The 17418-nt window shown below is 58.6% G+C and carries 13 protein-coding genes; 6 read left to right on the top strand and 7 right to left on the bottom strand.

Annotated elements, in window-relative coordinates:
* Window positions 1-118: 118 nt before the first annotated feature.
* A complete protein-coding gene (locus AB5Y67_RS13795) occupies window positions 119-391 on the top strand; it encodes a hypothetical protein (RefSeq protein WP_155737328.1) in 273 nt (90 codons plus the stop codon).
* A 222-nt stretch (window positions 392-613) separates the two neighbouring features.
* Here the strand turns inward: AB5Y67_RS13795 and AB5Y67_RS13790 are convergent, their stop codons facing one another.
* Both AB5Y67_RS13790 and AB5Y67_RS13785 read right to left on the bottom strand, forming a co-directional pair.
* The gene (locus AB5Y67_RS13790) at window positions 614-1660 is read right to left on the bottom strand and encodes a nitronate monooxygenase family protein (RefSeq protein WP_064341403.1); all 1047 of its coding nucleotides are present in this window, start codon (window positions 1658-1660) and stop codon (window positions 614-616) included.
* 117 nt (window positions 1661-1777) lie between these two features.
* Window positions 1778-2419, bottom strand: coding sequence for a ribonuclease (locus AB5Y67_RS13785; protein ID WP_123172425.1), 642 nt, complete (start codon window positions 2417-2419; stop codon window positions 1778-1780).
* A gap of 203 nt (window positions 2420-2622) precedes the next feature.
* Here AB5Y67_RS13785 and AB5Y67_RS13780 point away from each other — a divergent pair, with 203 nt between their 5' ends.
* The gene (locus tag AB5Y67_RS13780; protein WP_005343397.1) at window positions 2623-3183 is read left to right on the top strand and encodes a carbonate dehydratase; all 561 of its coding nucleotides are present in this window, start codon (window positions 2623-2625) and stop codon (window positions 3181-3183) included.
* Window positions 3184-3252: 69 nt separating this feature from the next.
* Here the strand turns inward: AB5Y67_RS13780 and AB5Y67_RS13775 are convergent, their stop codons facing one another.
* Window positions 3253-6291, bottom strand: a complete 3039-nt coding sequence (locus AB5Y67_RS13775; RefSeq protein WP_325794053.1) for a cytochrome c peroxidase — start codon at window positions 6289-6291, stop codon at window positions 3253-3255.
* Window positions 6292-6481: 190 nt separating this feature from the next.
* Entirely contained in the window at window positions 6482-7390 is a 909-nt protein-coding gene (locus tag AB5Y67_RS13770; RefSeq protein WP_199427656.1) for an S-adenosyl-l-methionine hydroxide adenosyltransferase family protein, read from the bottom strand.
* Window positions 7391-7588: 198 nt separating this feature from the next.
* Here AB5Y67_RS13770 and AB5Y67_RS13765 point away from each other — a divergent pair, with 198 nt between their 5' ends.
* The 3 genes from AB5Y67_RS13765 to AB5Y67_RS13755 all read left to right on the top strand — a co-directional run bounded on the left by AB5Y67_RS13765 (window position 7589) and on the right by AB5Y67_RS13755 (window position 11024).
* Window positions 7589-8053, top strand: coding sequence for a hypothetical protein (locus AB5Y67_RS13765; protein WP_005354477.1), 465 nt, complete (start codon window positions 7589-7591; stop codon window positions 8051-8053).
* A 156-nt stretch (window positions 8054-8209) separates the two neighbouring features.
* A complete protein-coding gene (locus AB5Y67_RS13760) occupies window positions 8210-9679 on the top strand; it encodes a GGDEF domain-containing protein (RefSeq protein ID WP_064341400.1) in 1470 nt (489 codons plus the stop codon).
* A gap of 97 nt (window positions 9680-9776) precedes the next feature.
* Complete coding sequence (locus AB5Y67_RS13755) at window positions 9777-11024, top strand: DEAD/DEAH box helicase (protein WP_325794054.1); 1248 nt, start codon at window positions 9777-9779, stop codon at window positions 11022-11024.
* Between the two features lie 84 nt (window positions 11025-11108).
* Here the strand turns inward: AB5Y67_RS13755 and AB5Y67_RS13750 are convergent, their stop codons facing one another.
* Window positions 11109-12380, bottom strand: coding sequence for a hypothetical protein (locus AB5Y67_RS13750; RefSeq protein WP_064341398.1), 1272 nt, complete (start codon window positions 12378-12380; stop codon window positions 11109-11111).
* Between the two features lie 215 nt (window positions 12381-12595).
* A complete protein-coding gene (locus AB5Y67_RS13745; RefSeq protein ID WP_081043470.1) occupies window positions 12596-13360 on the bottom strand; it encodes a CphA family subclass B2 metallo-beta-lactamase in 765 nt (254 codons plus the stop codon).
* Between the two features lie 944 nt (window positions 13361-14304).
* Here AB5Y67_RS13745 and AB5Y67_RS13740 point away from each other — a divergent pair.
* Window positions 14305-15516, top strand: coding sequence for an ATP-binding protein (locus AB5Y67_RS13740; RefSeq protein WP_199427654.1), 1212 nt, complete (start codon window positions 14305-14307; stop codon window positions 15514-15516).
* An 87-nt stretch (window positions 15517-15603) separates the two neighbouring features.
* Here AB5Y67_RS13740 and AB5Y67_RS13735 read toward each other — a convergent pair whose 3' ends face one another.
* Complete coding sequence (locus AB5Y67_RS13735) at window positions 15604-17307, bottom strand: amidase (RefSeq protein ID WP_325794055.1); 1704 nt, start codon at window positions 17305-17307, stop codon at window positions 15604-15606.
* Between the last annotated feature and the right edge of the window lie 111 nt (window positions 17308-17418).

The following is a 17418-nucleotide window of genomic DNA, read 5'->3' as shown; positions in this document are numbered from 1 at the left end:
CGCCAGCGTTCAATCTGAGCCATGATCAAACTCTTCAATTTAAGTTTGGTTGCTTCGAAAAGCGGCTCAATGAATTGCTGAAATAAACTGTTCGATTCCTTATTGCTAAGAAATCGTCTTGGTCACTTCACCAGACATTGAAAATCAAAAATTGTTTTTGATGTTCGATGCTGTGAGTGCCCACACAGATTGCTTGATTCAAATTGTTAAAGAGCGACGCAACAGTGTGTTGCTGCGGGAGTGGAATTCTACTCAACCGCCTTCTCGAGTCAAGCCTTATTTTCAAGGGCTTTTCGAGGTTACCGACGAGGTTGTTTGCGTTGCCGCTTGCCCTGTCGATGTGGCGCATTATAGAGATCCAGCTCACATTGGCAAGGCTTTACCGCAATAAAATTGCAAAAAAGTGCAACTTCTTGGTTATTCATATCAACACACAGCCTTTATACAGACTTATCCACAACCAAGGGTGAAGTGAGAACGTTTTACACCGGATAAATGCCTTACAAGGGTACTGGCCTGGCACTCATCCACCATTGCCACACTGTCGCGTCTAACGCGCAGCGCCCTCGACATCTTCTATATAAGAAGGCGTATGAGGCATATATAGAAGCGCTTATCCCAATCCAGCCTCTTTGACCCAGCACGCCATCAGCTCGCTGGCAGGAAGATCCCTGCAACCCGATACATCCTGCCCAGCCCAGAGCGGAGAGAAGCCACTGTCCCCCGCCTTCTCGGCGGCGACGCGCAGCGGTGCCAGTGCGCCACTGGCATAGGGGAAGTGAGGGGCAAGATCCGAGAGCGGGCCCAGCTCTTTCATAAGACGGTTGACGATCCCCCGCGCCGGACGGCCACTGAACAGATTGGTCAGTGCCGTCTGCTGGCCCTCTGGTGAATGGATGGCGGCGCGATGCAACGCCGAGGTGGTCGCTTCATGGCAGCAGAGAAAGGCGGTGCCCATCTGCACGGCACTCGCCCCCATTGCCAACGCGTTGGCGATCCCCTTGCCATCGACGATACCGCCAGCGGCAATCACCGGCAGATCGGTCACCGCGAGAATTTGTGCCAGCAGGGTCAGGGTGCTCTGCTGCAAGGCGAGATCATCGGAGAGGAAATGACCGCGATGACCGCCCGCCTCCAATCCCTGAGCGATGATGGCATCGGCGCCGTGTTGAGCGAGCCATACAGCCTCCGCCACCGTGGTGGCGCTGGCCAAGACCTTGGCCCCCGCTGCTTTCACCCGGGCAAGCAGCTCGGGAGCGGGCAAACCGAAGTGAAAGCTGACCACCGCCGGTCTGAACTCAGCCACCATGGCGGCATGTTCCCCATTGAAAGGGGCACGACTTGGCGCCGTCGTAACGGTTGGGGGAAGTATGCCGAACTCGGCGTAGTAGAGAACCAGGCGCTGCTGCCAGCGGGCCAGTTCAACGGGATCCGGTTCCCGTTGCCGATGGCAGAAGAAGTTGATGTTAAATGGCCCAAGGCCGCTTTGGGCAAGACGCCCCAGTTCGCTGCGCAGTTCCGCTGATGTGAGCATGGCGGCAGGCAAGGAGCCCAAGCCGCCCGCACGGGTCACGGCCAGCGCCAGATAGCTGCCCTGCACACCGGCCATCGGTGCCTGAATAATGGGATAACGCATCCCCAGCTCGGCAAACAGGCTCATCCGTTCACCCCGAGCAGCATTGCCCGCTCTTGCGGGCCAAACCGGTTGTTGCCATCCATCTGTCAGACTCCTTTCTGATAACCGTGGTTACACATCAGGCCCGCAAAGAGTGGAGGCTTAACGCACGCTGCGCAGCAGGAAATCCGGCTGACCACAGGAGCGACGCTCACGCTTTTGCATCTCGGCGGAGCAGGTGACCGCATCCGTCCCCTCTTTATTGACGCAGATGTAGATCTCCCGCAGGAAGCGGCCACCATCGGCGCAAGCCACCGTGATGTTGTCGGGAGCCAGCCACTGGTTGGCGCTCGCCAGATCGGCCTTGAGCTGGAAACTGGTTTTGCGCAGAGGCTCTTCCGGGGATTGATAAGCCGCCGGGATCTTCACCTTCTGGCGCAGATCGCTTGCCAGCTGATGGAAGGCGTGCTGGCTCAAGCCGGAGCAGGTACCGTGCTTCTCCCACTCATGGCGATAGAGGAAACGGCTGGGGTAGAGGTCGGCAAACTCGCTCTCCATATCGGGATCGAGCCGTTCGCGAGTGCAGTTGCTGGGGTAACCGCGATCGTACTGGGGCCAAAGACCGTGCAGCACAAAGCCCAGCTTGCGGGAACACTGGTCCCGATCGGCCGGTTTGACGGCGCAATGCTCGGGCGACCAGGAGAGCGCCATGGCGTAATAGTCAAACTCCCCCGCCTCCCCTTTGGCCTGCACGGCCGAGGAGAGCAATAAACCACCCACCAACAGGGCAATCATCTTCTTCATCTTTATATGTCCATCTAACGCGACTCGGGATAACAGCCATGCTCCCATATTCTGGCGACCGGAAACAGCCATGCCGAAACGGCATACGACAAGGGTCAGACCAGTCAGGGGTTTCACCAGAGGGCGAGCAGGGGTAAGCTGACCGACCGGTAGGCTCCTCGTCCACCACCAGATAATCCCTCTTGGCAACCACAGGATGTAACATGATCCGCAAGAATCCCTCCGGCCATCTGCCTGTCATCGACGAATCCGCCTATATCGACAAGACCGCCATCATCTGCGGCAAGGTGATCATCAAAGAGAATGTCTTTGTCGGCCCCTATGCGGTGATCCGCGCCGACGAAGTGGATGCCAACGGCGAGATGGAACCCATCGTCATCGGCGCCAACTCCAATATTCAGGATGGCGTGGTGATCCACTCCAAATCCGGCGCCGCCGTCACCATCGGCGAGTACACCTCCATCGCCCACCGCTCCATCGTCCACGGACCGTGCGAAGTGGGAAACCGGGTCTTTATCGGCTTCAACAGCGTGCTGTTCAACTGCCATATCGGTGACGGTGCCGTGGTGCGTCACAACTCGGTGATCGATGGCTGCGATCTGCCGCCGGAGTTCTACGTCCCCTCCACCACCCGCATCAACCAGCAGAGCGATCTGACCCATATCCCGCGGGTCTCGGTAGATGCCGCCGAGTTCTCCGAGGACGTGGCCCATACCAATATCGATCTGGTCAAAGGGTACAAGGCGCTCTCCAACGAGTTCTGATCCCTCTGTATTCCCAGAGAACAAAACGGGCGCCGAGGCGCCCGTTTTTCATCTGACTATCTATGAAGGCTAGATGGCCCTGACGCAGATCGCTGCATGAGCCTCATCCGCCAGATCCCACAGCGGATCACCAGTGCTCAGGTCGAGCAACGGCAGCTCACCACCGTCATTGGCAGTCGCATCGCTGCTCCAGTAGCGGTTGTAGAGCGGCCACCCCTGCTGCTGGAGCAACTGATCCGTCGCGCCATCCTTGTTGTAGGCGGCAAACAGCACCTCCAGCTCGGCCCGGGTCGGCAGACGCCAGTCATCATGACCGCGCGCCACCAGCTGCTGGCAGTAATCCCGAGCCCGCGCCTGACCCATGGTCACATACTCCAGCGGGAAGGGATTGTAGTCGCCATCGCTGTCACTGCTCACACCGTCATAGGAGATGGACAGACGATCCGCCTCGTCCCTGCTCAACTGGCAGACAAAGGCAAGCTTGCCCGCCACCAGCTCGGGTTGACGGCAGCCCCGGGCAAAATCGGGCTGGGCATCGACCACCTGCACCGTCACGTTCAACGTGTGACGAGCCGTGGTCGCCACCAGTCGTGCCGTACCGACCGCCACACCGCGCACCTCGCCCTGCGGACTCACGGTGGCGAACTCCGGCTGTTCGCTGCGCCACTCAACAGGCCCATCGAGCGGGCCGAGAGAGCCATCGCTCAGTTGCCACTGCAGTTGCAGAGGAAGCGTCCGCCCCACTTCCAGTTGAGGCTGGGCAGGCAGCACGGCCAAGCCGGTGATCACCGCTCCCACCGGAGTCGGGTCATCCGCCTCACTCACCCCCAGCTCAGCAACCGTGGCCGGTGTGCGGCGCGGCTCGGCCGAGGCACTGCGCAAAAACTCGCCGATGGCATCCAGCTCGTCATTGCTGAGGCCAAGAGCATGCAGGTGATCGGAGGCTTTGGGGAAGAAGGGATCATATTGATCCGCTCCGGTCGGGAAGCCGACCCCGCTGCTCCACTTGGTCACGCCAAAGTTGTACATGGCCACCACCCCCTGCACCGAGCCGCCGATACGTTGGGCCAGGAGCGGGAAGATGCCGTTGTGCATATAGGGGCCGGTAAAGGCGACGTCCCGCAAGCTGGGGGTCTTGAAGCGACCGATGTCCGCCTTGTTGCGGGTCTGCAGGAAGCGCCCGCGATCTTCCAGCTTGCCACGACCGTAATAGGTGAGCCCCACACTCTCGAACCCGTGCTGACTCAACAGCGGGCCGGAGTGGCAGTTCATGCAGCGGCCATCGGTGCGGTAGAGGTGCATCCCCCACAGCGCCTTGTCACTGAGTGACTGACTATCCCCTTTGACGAAGCGCTCAAAATCGCTGTCTCGGCTGATGATGGTGCGTTCGAAGGTGGCGATCGCCTTGGCGATCCGCTCCAGCGTGATCCCCTGATCGCCAAAGGCGGTGGCAAAAGCAGCCTGATAGTCGGGGCTGGCCTGCAAGCGGGCCAGCAGCTCGTCATGACTCAGCGCCATTTCGATGGGGTTCTGGATCGGGTGAAGCGACTGCTCCTCCAGCGTGGCGACCCGCCCGTCCCAGAACTGGGTCGAGCTGAAGGCACTGTTGAGGATGGAAGGAGCATTGCGATTGCCCTTCTGGCCCAGATGACCGACCGAGACGCTCAGGCCGTCGCTCCACCCCTTTTGCGGATCGTGGCAACTGGCACAGCTGATGTCCCGCCCCTTGGAGAGCTGTTTGTCGAAAAATAGCTGCTGACCCAGCACCACCTTGGCCCGGCTATAGGGGTTGTCGGCCGGAAAGGGAACCGCCGGCAGCGGCCCCAGCTCCTGCCATTCCACCCCGTCATCCACCCGGGCGGCGGGCCATTGGGCCGATAAACCGCTGTACTGGGCGCGCAGAACCGCCATGTCCGGCTTGCTGCTGTCGCGCACCACGGAGGGTCGCACCGGATAGGGTGCCAGTGCATACCAGAGCAGACTGCCCTCTCCCTCATCCAGCCAAATTCGGGTCGCAATTTGATAGAGACGGGGTTGACCCGCACCATCCTGCAGCCAGATCTGGGCGGGCAGGCCAACAGCAAAGGTATTGGGATAGCGCCATGCCGACTTGTCACTGCTCAGCAGCCGTTCGAACTCGGTGAGGGTCGGCAGGCGCCAGTCGCTGCGGCCGCAAGCGGTCAGCCCCGCAGCCAGTTGTGGCTGGCTGGCAACCGCCAACGCACTGGTGTCACTGCCATACAGCCAGTACTGGCTACCCTTGACCCCGCTGACCGTGCGCACATCGTGCAGGCACTGCCAGGGGCCACGCACCACCAGCAGCCCCTGCTCATCGAGGCGCAGCAGATCTGCCGTCTCCGGCTCGTCCGGCTGGCTGGGATTGGCGGGATAGAGCTGGGTACGGGCGGACTGGATCTGGGCACTGTTGCTGCGCTGATACCAGCTCCGCGCCTGCTTGTCATCACGCAGGGCCAACAGCATCTGCCAGCTGTCGGCATAGTCGAGCACGGCGCCCGGCTGGCGCTGGGCCAGCAGGAAGGCTGCATAATCCTGAAGAGCCGCCTGTTGCTGCACGCGGATCTCCGCTGCCCTGCCCCACTCGGCCTGACTGAGGGAGCCATCTCCGCTCTGATCCGCCAGCAGGAAGAGCGCCGTCTCCTCCTCGTTCAATCCCAGCCGCGGCACGCTGTTGCGGCGCGCCAGAGTGATCCCGGCCGAGAGATCCACCACCCGCACCGATACCGCTCGCAGCAGATAGCCCTCGTCGCTGCCAAGCAGCTCCAGCGGCTGATCCAGTTGCAGACCTTCAGGCAAGGTGATGCGGGCAAGCTGGCCCGGTTCGATGGCCTGTTGCACGCGGATCCCGGTGGCGACCTGTCTCACCTCAAGCTGTGCTCCCGCCCCCAGTCGATCAGCCACATTGACCTCAATGGTCAGAGGAACCCGGGTATGAGTTTCCGGCGGCACTGTTGGCGGCGTGATGGGCGGTTCGGTCGGCTTGACGACCGGTGGGGTCACCTCGGGTGAGGGGGCCACAGACGTATTGCTGTGATTGTCATTGCATGCGGTCAGAGCCAGCAGGCTGAGCAGTAAAAGGCTGGTTTTCATTCGGTATGGTTGAGTGGTCAGACAAGTGCGCGATTATCCAGCCAAATACCAATCATTATCAATTGCATTCAATTAATATGCTTTTTGACAACAACTCCTTATCAGCAACGCCTTACCACCCGATGAGTGAGGGCAGCCTCTTTGGCTGCCCTCACTTGCTTAAACCCGCTTGTCGAAATCCCGACAATCTTCAGGAGCACTTCTTCAGGCTGATATGCCAGTTGGCACCGGATTGCACCTGATGCTTGGCGGCGAAGCTGTCCATGTTCAGCGCCACCGACACCTGCAGCAGGCTGTTGAGGTAGACCAGCGGCTGACCTTCCGGCACATCGCCGAAGCTGCTGACGTAAGGGGCCTTGCCGTCATATTTGACCACATCCCCTTCGCGGATCTTGATGCAGGCGTTATCCCCCCTGTTGATCCCCGCCTTGGTCAGCAGGGCATCGTCGATATTGGTCCAGACATTGCCGTACTGCACATCGAGGATCGGGATGGTGCCCTTGAGGGTGCCATCTTTCTCGGCTACTGCAGGCTGATAGGGGATCTTCACCACCTCGGCGGGCAGCAGCGGGCCGACCTGCTCGTAGCTGATGGCGCCGGAGGCGAGCCGTGCGCCGGTATAGGCGTACACATCGCGGCCATGGAAGGTGTAAGACTTCTCGGAGCCCTTGAGGCGGTTGAGTTTCTCGTCAATCTGGCGCACCGCCTCGATGCCGAAGTGCTCGGCCACCAGGGTCAAAGTGCCATTGTCCGGAGTCACAATGTAGTGGCCGCTCCTGGTCTTGAGCACTACTGATTTGCGCTCGGTGCCGACACCGGGATCAACCACGCTGACGAACACAGTGCCCTTGGGCCAATACTGCAGGGTCTGGTAGAGGCGGTAGGAGGCTTCCCAAATATTGTAAGCCGGGATCTCGTGGGTCAGGTCATAGAGCGGCAGGGTGCGATCCACCCCGAAGGCAACCCCCTTCATGGCCGACACGGCGCCATCTTTGAGGCCGAAATCGGTCTGGATCACCAGCGCTTCGTTGGCGGCGGCGATGCCGCTTGCCAGCATGAGGGCGAGCGCGATGGCGCGGGGAGCGGTACGAATATCCATATCTGAACTCCTGAATCATCTGAGGATAACGAAACGGCGACAGCCATTTAGACATCCAGACTGCCACCAATGGATTTTTTTGCAAGGGGTTTGCAACAAAGTGAGGGACGACTCGCAGAAATTGTGCTCGCCAAACGGCGATAGCGGGGGTATCAAAGGCAGAATGGGAAAACGTTTACAATACAGGAGCTCAGCACCATGACACAACCCGTACCGGAGATGATGACCCTGCTGCTGGAGATTGGTGAACAGAGCAGTCAGCTCTGGCTGAGCCAGCCAGATGCGGCCCCGTCACACTACCCGCTGGCCTTTGGCACCCACGCCATCCAGCCCGGACCGTTTCGCAATGCGCCACCCACCCCGCTCGAACTGGAGCGGGCCATCATGGTGGTGGAAGATGAGCTGATGCGCATCGCCCCGCAGATCCCGCCCGGCTTGCAGCTGACCCTGCGCAGCCAGCCGTCGCTGGCCGAAGTGCTGGGGGACAACCAGCTCGACCGGGATCTGGTGGAGCAAGCCTTTGGCCAGCTGGCCGCGATGGCGGAAGGGGATCCCCTCGCCGCCAGCTTGCTGCCCCGCGACGAGCACTTTGCCGCCGTGCTGCTGATCGTCAGGGAGTGGCTGCACCATCTGGCCAGCGAGAGCGTGCTGATCGTGGAGTAGGGATAAATAAGTGGTGAGGGCTTCAGCTTCTGGCAAGGTTTGTCGGTGGATCCTGTCGGGATTTCCTTCGCGTATACTTTGCCCGTATGGCGCCCGCGCCCCTATCGGTACTCTAACCAGACACCTATGACCTTATTTTCAGGTAACCTCCCAGCCTTGCGCTGGCCATCGGCGTGTGCTCGCCAGTTCATCGTCAAAGTGGCCGGATTAGCCCTGCTCGCCCTGACCGGGCTGGGCACTGTCTTCTACTACACCTATCTCACTATCCAGCACGACATGGATCTCATCACAGCCAGACAGAAGAACGTGTTCGAGGTCTTCTACCAGCGAGCCAAGATCCTCAAGGTGGAGAACATCACCAGCTATCTGGCACAGCACCATCTGCTCGATCAGCCACCGCCCCCGAATAGCGTCGGCAGCGACTATCTCTACGGGTATGACCTCAAAAGCAAATACCGCTTTGCCGATATTCCGCTGCGATACCCGGCCGCCAATATCCTCAACACCTTCCGCTATGCCCTCTCCTATCCGGAGGTGATCAATATCTACACCATCTGGAATGACTACCGGCTGATCGGCATGGTGGCCGACAACAATGTGCTGCCCACCAGACTGGCGCCGATCAAGGTGGATCTGATGACCCTGCCCGCCTGGTATCACTACTTCGGTTGCGCCAGCTTTGCCCCCGGCCGCCCTTTGTGCAGCGCCGATGAAGCCTTTGTCTCCGATATCGAGATCGACAGCTTCAGCATGCGCAACACCATAGTGATGTACTTCCCCTTCATTCATCAGTCGGGGCGCGGCGGTTACAAATACGGGCTGCTCGGTATCGACATCGCCGTCGATGAAGCATTTAACGATGTGCTGCGACCCTTCGACACCATCAACCCGACCCGCACCAACATATCGTTTGAAGCCGCCGAGCCCTGCCGCCCGAGGCATCTCTGCCTGAGCAAACCCTTTATGCGCACCAAGGCGGGGGATGATCTCTATCTGAAGTGGTCCTACAGCTGGTTTGATTTCGTCAAGCTGGCCCTGCAAAGTGCGGCCTTCAAGGTCTATCTCATCGTGCTGTTGATGGGCATGGTGGCCTGGAAGCAGATCTACCTGCGGCTGCGCACCCTGGCGCACACCGACCACCTGACCCGGCTGCCACGCAGAGATGTGCTCTGCCAGAGTCTGCTCCATGAGCACGACTATCTGATGATCCTCGATATCGACAACTTCAAGTCGATCAACGACACCTATGGCCATAGCGTCGGGGATCTGGCACTGGTCGCCTTTGCCCGCCACCTCAGAAGCAATATCCGCAAGGTGGACAGCGCCATCCGTTGGGGCGGCGAGGAGTTTATCGTGCTGTTCAAGGGGATGGAGGATGACGAGATGATGATCCACTCCGCTGGTCGCCTGCTGGATCGACCATTGGGGATCCCCGAGCTGCCCACCCCCATCACCTTCTCCGCCGGGGTGATCCGCATTCGCGACTACCTCACCGTCACCGAGGCGGTGCATCTGGCCGATGAGCTGCTCTACCACGTCAAACAGCACGGCAAGCACAACATCGCCTGCTACGAGGGCAAAAAGATCCGGCTGATCCGCCCGTTGCCGGACGACGCAGAGGCATAGCCGCCTTCTGCCGCTCCCCCTGCTTCTGTTACCATCGCGGCCACGATCACTCATTGCATCGTGGCCGCAGGCCGCGATAACCCCGACTGGTGCCCCTATGTCCACAGCCTCCTTTGCCGAACAGGCCCTCTCCCCCCGCTTGCAGCAGACCCTGACCGAGCTCGGCTATGCCGCACCGACCCCCATTCAGGCTCGCGCCATCCCCGTCATTCTGGCAGGGCGGGATCTGATGGCAGGCGCCCAGACCGGCACCGGCAAGACCGCCGCCTTTGTGCTGCCGCTGCTGGAGCAGTTGCTACAACAGCCACAAGCAGAGCCCCGCCCGATCCGCGCGCTGGTGCTGGTGCCGACCCGCGAGCTGGCGGTGCAGGTCGCCGAGAGCGTGGCGCGCTACGGCCAGGGCACCGGTCTCACCAGCACGCAAGTCTACGGCGGAGTGAGTATCGCGGCGCAGGTCGAGGCGCTTCAAGCCGGGGTGGATCTGCTTATCGCCACCCCGGGCCGCCTGCTCGACCATCTGCGTCAGGGGGCATTGAGCCTGGATAGCCTGCGCCATCTGGTGTTTGACGAGGCGGATCGCATGCTCGACATGGGCTTTATGGACGAGATCACCGCGCTGCTCAAACAGATCCCGGCGGATCGCCAGACCCTGCTCTTCTCCGCCACCTGCGACGACAACCTGTTTGCCCTCTGCAAGGTGCTGCTACGCGACCCCGAGCTGATTGAAGTGGCACCGCGCAACACCACGGCGGCCGAGGTGGAGCAGCGGGTCTACACGGTGGATAGCGATCGCAAGCTGGCGCTGGTCGAACACATGCTCAAAGTGAAAGGGTGGGCACCGGCGCTTATCTTCAGCCGCACCCGCCAAGGGGCTGACAAACTGGCCCAGCAGCTTGGCAAGACGGGCATCAATGCGCTGGCCTTCCACGGCGATCTGTCGCAAAGCGCGCGAGAAAAAGTGCTGCTGGAGTTTCGCGCCGGCACCCTCCAGGCACTGGTCGCCACCGACGTGGCGGCTCGCGGCCTCGATATCAGCGATCTCAACTATGTGATTAACCTCGAGTTCCCGTTTGTGGCGGAGGATTACGTCCACCGTATCGGTCGCACCGGCCGCGCTGGCAACAAGGGGCTCGCCATTACCCTGTTCAGCCCGGAAGATGCACCGCTGCTGGAGAAGGTGGAATCTGTGCTCGACACCCGCTTGCCCCAGCAGTGGTTTCCGGGCTTTGAGCCGGATCTCACCCGCTTCGAGCCCGAGCCGCGCCGCAACAGCAAGGCGGCCCAGAAGCAGCGCGCCAGAAAGCAGGCGCTCGCTGGCAACAAGGGTGGCAAAGGCAAGCGTTAAGCCGCCCCTGCACCGCCAATAAAAAACGCCCGCACGGGCGTTTTTTTGTTATCTGACAGGGGCCTGCTCTTGGCGAGTAGAGCCCTAGCGGGTCGCCAGCACCAGTGGCAGGGATCGCAAGATCTGCCGCTCCGCCAGGGTCGAGAGGATAAACATCACCATATAACCGAGGCCCAGCGCCACAATAATTGCCACCACGTTGGCGGTGAATTCGGCCACCAGATAGTAGGCCGCAATCAGCGCCACTATGCCCGCCAGCCGGATCAACAAACTCCGGGTAAAGTGACCGTGAGCCTTGATATAGGCGAGCTGATAGCCGTTGAGCATCATAAAGATAAAGAAGATGGAGAAGTGGAACAGCACGGGCACCGCCCCCACGTAGTCGGCGGGGAAGAACAGCAGCACCAGCGGCTTGCCCGCCAGCAGCATCAAGCCAAAGAAGGCCAGACTGACAATGGCGGAGAGCCGGAAGATCCAGCGGCGGATCAACCTTATCTGGCGGTGATCGCCATTGCGCAGATTGACCGCCAGCTCCGGCAGCACGAAGCGGTAGATGGGGAAGACAAACAGGGTGGTCATATAGGTGAAGATGGGGCGAACCACCACCTGAAAATCCCCCAGCTCGTCGATGCTGAAGTGGCGGATGGTGAGCAGCACAGTGATGTAGATCATCAGGATGCTGGCCCCCGCCTCCAGGGAGGCGGTAAAGCTCTTCTTCACATAGCTCACCATCTCGGGGCCGAACGCTACCTTGGCCAGCGGCTTGGTGGCGATGGCCCGACGGCGCGAAACATACATATAACCGGCGATGGCGAGTGACGAGAAGGTCAGCCCGTAGAAGAGCGAAGGGAGCGCATCCATCCCCAGCCCAAAGTAGCAGGCCATAAACAGCAGACCGTTGGCCAGCGGCTCCAGCCAGGTGACCCGGTTGGAGAGCTGATACATCCGGTACATGGCCACCAGATTGGTGAAGTAGACCTTGAGCCCCAGCCCGAAAATGACCCCTACCAGTTGCAGATACTCCACCCGGATATGGAGCCCGTGCTTGATATAGGGGATCACCGCCCCCCAGGTGAGCAGCACGATGCCGATAAGGAAGTAGCGAAAGATATTGATGATGTCCCGATCGTTCTTGGTCTGGGAATAGCTCACCACCATGGAGGAGCGAAAACCTGTCATCAGGATAAAGGAGAGGGAGATCAAATCCACCACGCTGTTGAACAGCGCCAGCTCCCCCTTGGCGACCCACTGCGCCAGCCACACCTTGAAGGCGAAGCCGATAACGATGCTGACCAGCGAGGCCCACATCCCGGTGATAAAGGCCTGCTTGAGGCGCGCGAGAGAGGCGTATTGCATAACGAAAATTGACGGCTTTCAGGGAAAAGAGAGAGGGCCATCTTATGAAAGCCCACCCGCATTGAACAGCCTTAATCCATCGCACTCACAGCCACCAAAAAGGCCGCCAATGCAAAAGGCCCGCTTATTTCCTGAAAGCGGGCGTTTTGTGGTGTGCCGTTATGGCTGCTGATTGCAGCGATGGCACGGCTTGCAGGCTCTCTGCCACGCAGCAGCTATGACTGCGGCGCCGCCTTGATCAACTCTTCATAGTGATCAATCAGCTCGGGGCCGTGCAGCGGCGAGTCGTGACCGCCGATCACCGTCTTGATTGGCAGCTTCATCGCCTTGAGCCGCTCGATGGTCTGCGGATAGGCCTTCACATTGGCAAAGCTCAGGTTGCCCAGCTTCTCCTTGAGGATGCAGTTGCCATAGAGCACCTGCTCGTCGGGGAAGTAGACAAAGATGCCGTCTGGCGTGTGGGCCGGGCCCGCGTAGAAGGCGCGCACCTTGCCCTCTTGCAGGGTGAAGTCGCCATCGTGCACCACGTTGGGCAGCACCAGCGGCAGATCCGGATACTCCGGCAGCCCCTTGCGGGTAAAGGCGACAATCTCGGCCCAGTCGCTCTTCATCAGATCCCGGGTCTGGCGCGTCGCCACCACCTTGGCGCCGATGGACTTCCAGTAGGCGTTACCGCCCGCCCGATCGGTGTGGTAGTTGGTGTTGATCACCTCCAACACCGGCTTGCTGCTGACCCGTTTGATCAGCTTGTGCAGCTCGCGGGCGGTATCCGGCGTCCAGGTCGCCCCCACCACCGTCACCCCTTTGGCCCCGAAATAGACCATGGAGTTCTCTTTGACGTAGTAGTTATCCTCCACCACATAGACAGGGCCACTCACCTGCTTGAGCTCGATCCCCGCCGCCCGCACGCTACCGCCCCAGAAGCTCGCCATCAGCACCACGGCCCCGGCCAATCCGCACTTCATCCAACCTTTCATCATCTTGCTCCCTCGAACCAACCACCCCCTCGCCACCCCTGTGGCAAGCCGGGCCTTTTAAGCAGTGAGCAGAAGATACGGGGGATTTGTGAGGGGAAAATGAGGTTGTGTGAAGAGAAAGTGAAGTCTGGGGGAAGTCAGGGGGAAGTCCGGAAAAATCAGCGGCGACCTCCTGTTCGCGATCGTCCGAATACGCTGCGCTATTCGAACCTACAACACAGATAGCAGCCCCTCACCCTAGCCCTCTCCCGAGGGAGAGGGGATGGCCCGTGCCAATTCCAAGCCACTCATATTCACCCGCACCACAGAGCCAACGCACAATCAGCGGAGCATATTTGCCCCCTTCTCCCTCTCTTGATCACAAACAAGGGGAGAAGGGCTGGGGATGAGGGGGAGGTAACAATAAGCCACATCATGTAAGGACGCTTAGCGCAGCGTAATCGTCCGTTTACCGCCGCGAACCGAGTCATGGCAACGCCAACAGGAAACTCTGAATATCACCTGCTTATCGGCCACGACCTGTTCGCGATCGTCCGAATACGCTTCGCTATTCGAACCTACAACACAGATAGCGGCCCCTCTCCCGAGGGAGAGGGGATGGCCCGTGCCAATTACAAGCCACTCATATTCACCCGCACCACAGAGCCAACGCATAATCAGCGGAGCCTGTTTGCCCCCTTCTCCCCTTGCGGGAGAAGGGCTGGGGATGAGGGGAGGTAACAATAAGCCACATTATGTAGGGACGATTAGCGCAGCGTAATCGTCCGTTTACCGCGAATATCCTGATAGCAAGAGAAGCCGAAAACTCCGAACATCTGTGGTCTATCGTCAACCCCTTACCGCGATCTTCCGAATACGCTTCACGATTCTAACCTACACATCTTGATCAAAAGTATAAATTTCTATTAAATAACGTAACTTCACTTTACCTTTGGCATGGGAACCGCATGAACTCAGAAAATAATATTTTCGCAAAATTTAAAGCGCAGAAAGCGAAAATAAAAAATGTGGATAGCTATTTCACCCCATCAAAACCTATCGAGGCATATACACATTTAAAAGGTAGAGATGAGGAAGTTCAACACATATTAGGAACGTTAACAACCGCAGGCCAGCACTGTATGATTTATGGTGAGAGGGGCATTGGTAAAAGCTCACTTGCCCTCTCGACACTAGAAGGTGGTAAAAAAGCCGGAATATTTACCCAGCCGTTTTTCATCAAACGTTGCGATAACAAAACAAAATTCAAAGACATCATTCAACAACCTGTTGTTTATCTTGATGAAGACTATGTGGCTCAGAAAAAAGAAATAACGACAAAGTCTGGTATTGGATTAAATTTAGCAAAGCTATTTCGAGCCGATGTTGCAGTTGAAGAAAAAATAATAATAGAAAAGGAAGATTTAACTGCAAGCAAAGTTTGCCAAGCGTTCAATGAATTAGAGGGAATCTTACTAATTGACGAATTTGATGTGGTTGATAATGGAGTAAAACATGAAATTGCTGAGCTCATAAAGCAACTCAGCGATAGTGATAGCAAACTTAAAATTTTACTAGTTGGAATCGCCAGTGACGGTGCATCTCTTATTGATGGTCACCAGTCAGTAAATAGATGCCTTCATGAAATAAAGCTTTCTCGTATAGAAGATGTCTATCTGCATGAGATTATTGTTACTGGTGAAAAAGGACTAGAAATAGAATTTGATGAAGATGTAAAAAACAAAATTATTGAAATCAGTAATGGCTTCCCTTACTTTACACATCTAATAAGCAAAGAATCTGCCGAAATAGCTCTTTCTGAATCTAAAAACAAAATTGATCAAGTTATGTTAGCCAGGGCTCTTGAAAAAGCAGTTATTAACACAGAAGGTCAGCTTAAAAGAGCTTATGATCATGCAGTCACATCCTCAAGAACCTCTGTTTACCCTTCAATCCTATATGCTGCTGCAAAATTCCCTGACAACCGGTTCACAATACAAGAGTGGATATCTCAAATTAAAGATGACACAGGGACTCAATATACAAATTACGCGATGAGTAATTACATTGGTCGTTTTACACGCGAAGACAAAGGGAAAATAATAACTAAGGCGGCTCGTGGCGTTTATACAATAACAGATCCTAGAATGCCAAGTTACATTAGAATGATTAATAGTTAAAACATAGTGTGTATAAAAACTCTATTAATTGAAAAGCCACCTATAGCAGGTGGCTTTTCCCTTTATAAAGAGGTTATTCCGAGATAGTTAACCCAACGGCGGCGTACGCGGCGGCACCATACGCTTGCTGCCGGTGGACTCGAAGGCCGAGGCGAAGCGCAGCAGGTTGTTGTCGTCATAGGCGCGGCCGGCGAAGGTCAGCCCAACCGGCATACCGATATCGGCCATCACCCCCATGGGGACGGTGACGGTCGGCACGCCGAGGTGGCGAATGGCGAGGTTGCCGTTGGCAACCCAGATGCCGTTGCTCCAGGCGATATCGGCGGAGACCGGATTCACATCCGCATCAGCCGGGGCGACGTCGGCGACGGTGGGGAACAGCACGGCGTCGAGCTTGAGCCCGTCCATCCAGTCTTCCAGATCCAGCTTGCGAGTCTTCTCCAGGCCGCGCAGGCCATCCGGCACTGTGGGGATCTCGTCAAAGCGCTTGATACCGCGCTTGGCCATATTGACGTACTCGTCCATGCCCGCCGCCAGATCGCCCTCGCGGTTCGGCAGGGTGCCCGGGTCGTGGGGGAAGATCTTCGGCCCATCGACATCCTCAAGCTTGTTCAACTTGGGATCGCCGTTGGCGCGCAGGAAGTCGTCGAACGCCCAGCCGGAGAGCTCCCACAGCTCGTCGTTGAGAAACTCCGGGCTCACGATGCCGCGATTGAACACGGTCGGCGCACCGGGTCTGTCCCCTTCGCAGTTGGAGACCAGCGGGAAGTCCACTTCGATAACTTCCGCGCCCGCGGCTTCCAGCGCCTTGCGCGCCTCTTCCCAGAGGGCAATCACGGAGTCGCGGGTATGGATGCGCTGACCGGTCGGGCCGCCGATACCGGGGTTTTCGCTGGTGCCGGCCAGTTCATCCTTGTTGATAAACATGCGCGGCACGCCGAGGCGCTTGCCCTTGAGGGCATCGGCATTGGCTGCCAGTTCCAGATAGGAAGCCGGACGCACTTCGGAGGCCTTGGGCAGCTGCACCCAGGGCTGCATGCGCCAGAGATCGCCACGGGTGTCGGCATCGTCAGCCACCACTACGTCGAGCACTTCCAGCAGGTCGTTCATGGTGCGGGCATAGGGCACCACCACATCCATGGTCGGAGTCAGCGGCCAGTTGCCGCGCACCGAGATGACGCCACGGGACGGGGTATAGGCACACAGACCGTTGTTGGAGGCAGGGCCACGGCCGCTCGACCAGGTCTCTTCCGCCAGACCGAAGGCAGAGAAGCTGGCGGCGGTGGCGGTACCGGCACCGTTGGAGGAGCCGGAGGCAAACGGCGCGGTCAGGTAGTCGGCGTTGTAGGGGCTCTCTGCACGGCCATAGACGCCGCGCTGCATGCCGCCATTGGCCATCGGCGGCATATTGGTTTTGCCAAGGCAGATGGCACCGGCTGCGCGCAGGCGCTCCACGGTAAAGGCATCGCGCTGGGCCACCAGATCCTTGAAGGCCGGGCTGCCGGAGGCGGCAGTCAACCCCTTGACCAGATAGCTGTCTTTGGCGGTGTAGGGGATGCCGTCGAGCGGGCTCAGAGTCTCGCCACGGGCGCGGCGGGCATCGGAAGCCTCGGCCTCTTTCAGTGCATCGGGATTGGCGACCACCACGGCGTTGAGTTTGGTGGCAGTCTCGGGGCCGTTATAGGCCTCGATACGGGCCAGATAGGCCTTGACCAGTTCGACCGCAGTAGTGCGGCCTGATTCGAGCGCGGCACGCAGCTCGGCAATGGAAACCTCGGTCACTTCGATCATGGGGATCTCCTGTAAAAGGGTGACTGTTTGTCATGATGATCGCCGCATCAGCGCCTGCGACCATCACACTATCAAGAGATAAAACCCCACAGCGTGGGGTTTTGAATACCA

The sequence above is a fragment of the Aeromonas sp. s12 genome (assembly GCF_040907925.1).
Lineage (GTDB): Bacteria > Pseudomonadota > Gammaproteobacteria > Enterobacterales > Aeromonadaceae > Aeromonas > Aeromonas veronii.
The sequence above is the reverse complement of the archived record's forward strand: the minus strand, read 5'-3'. Positions and strand labels throughout refer to the sequence as shown.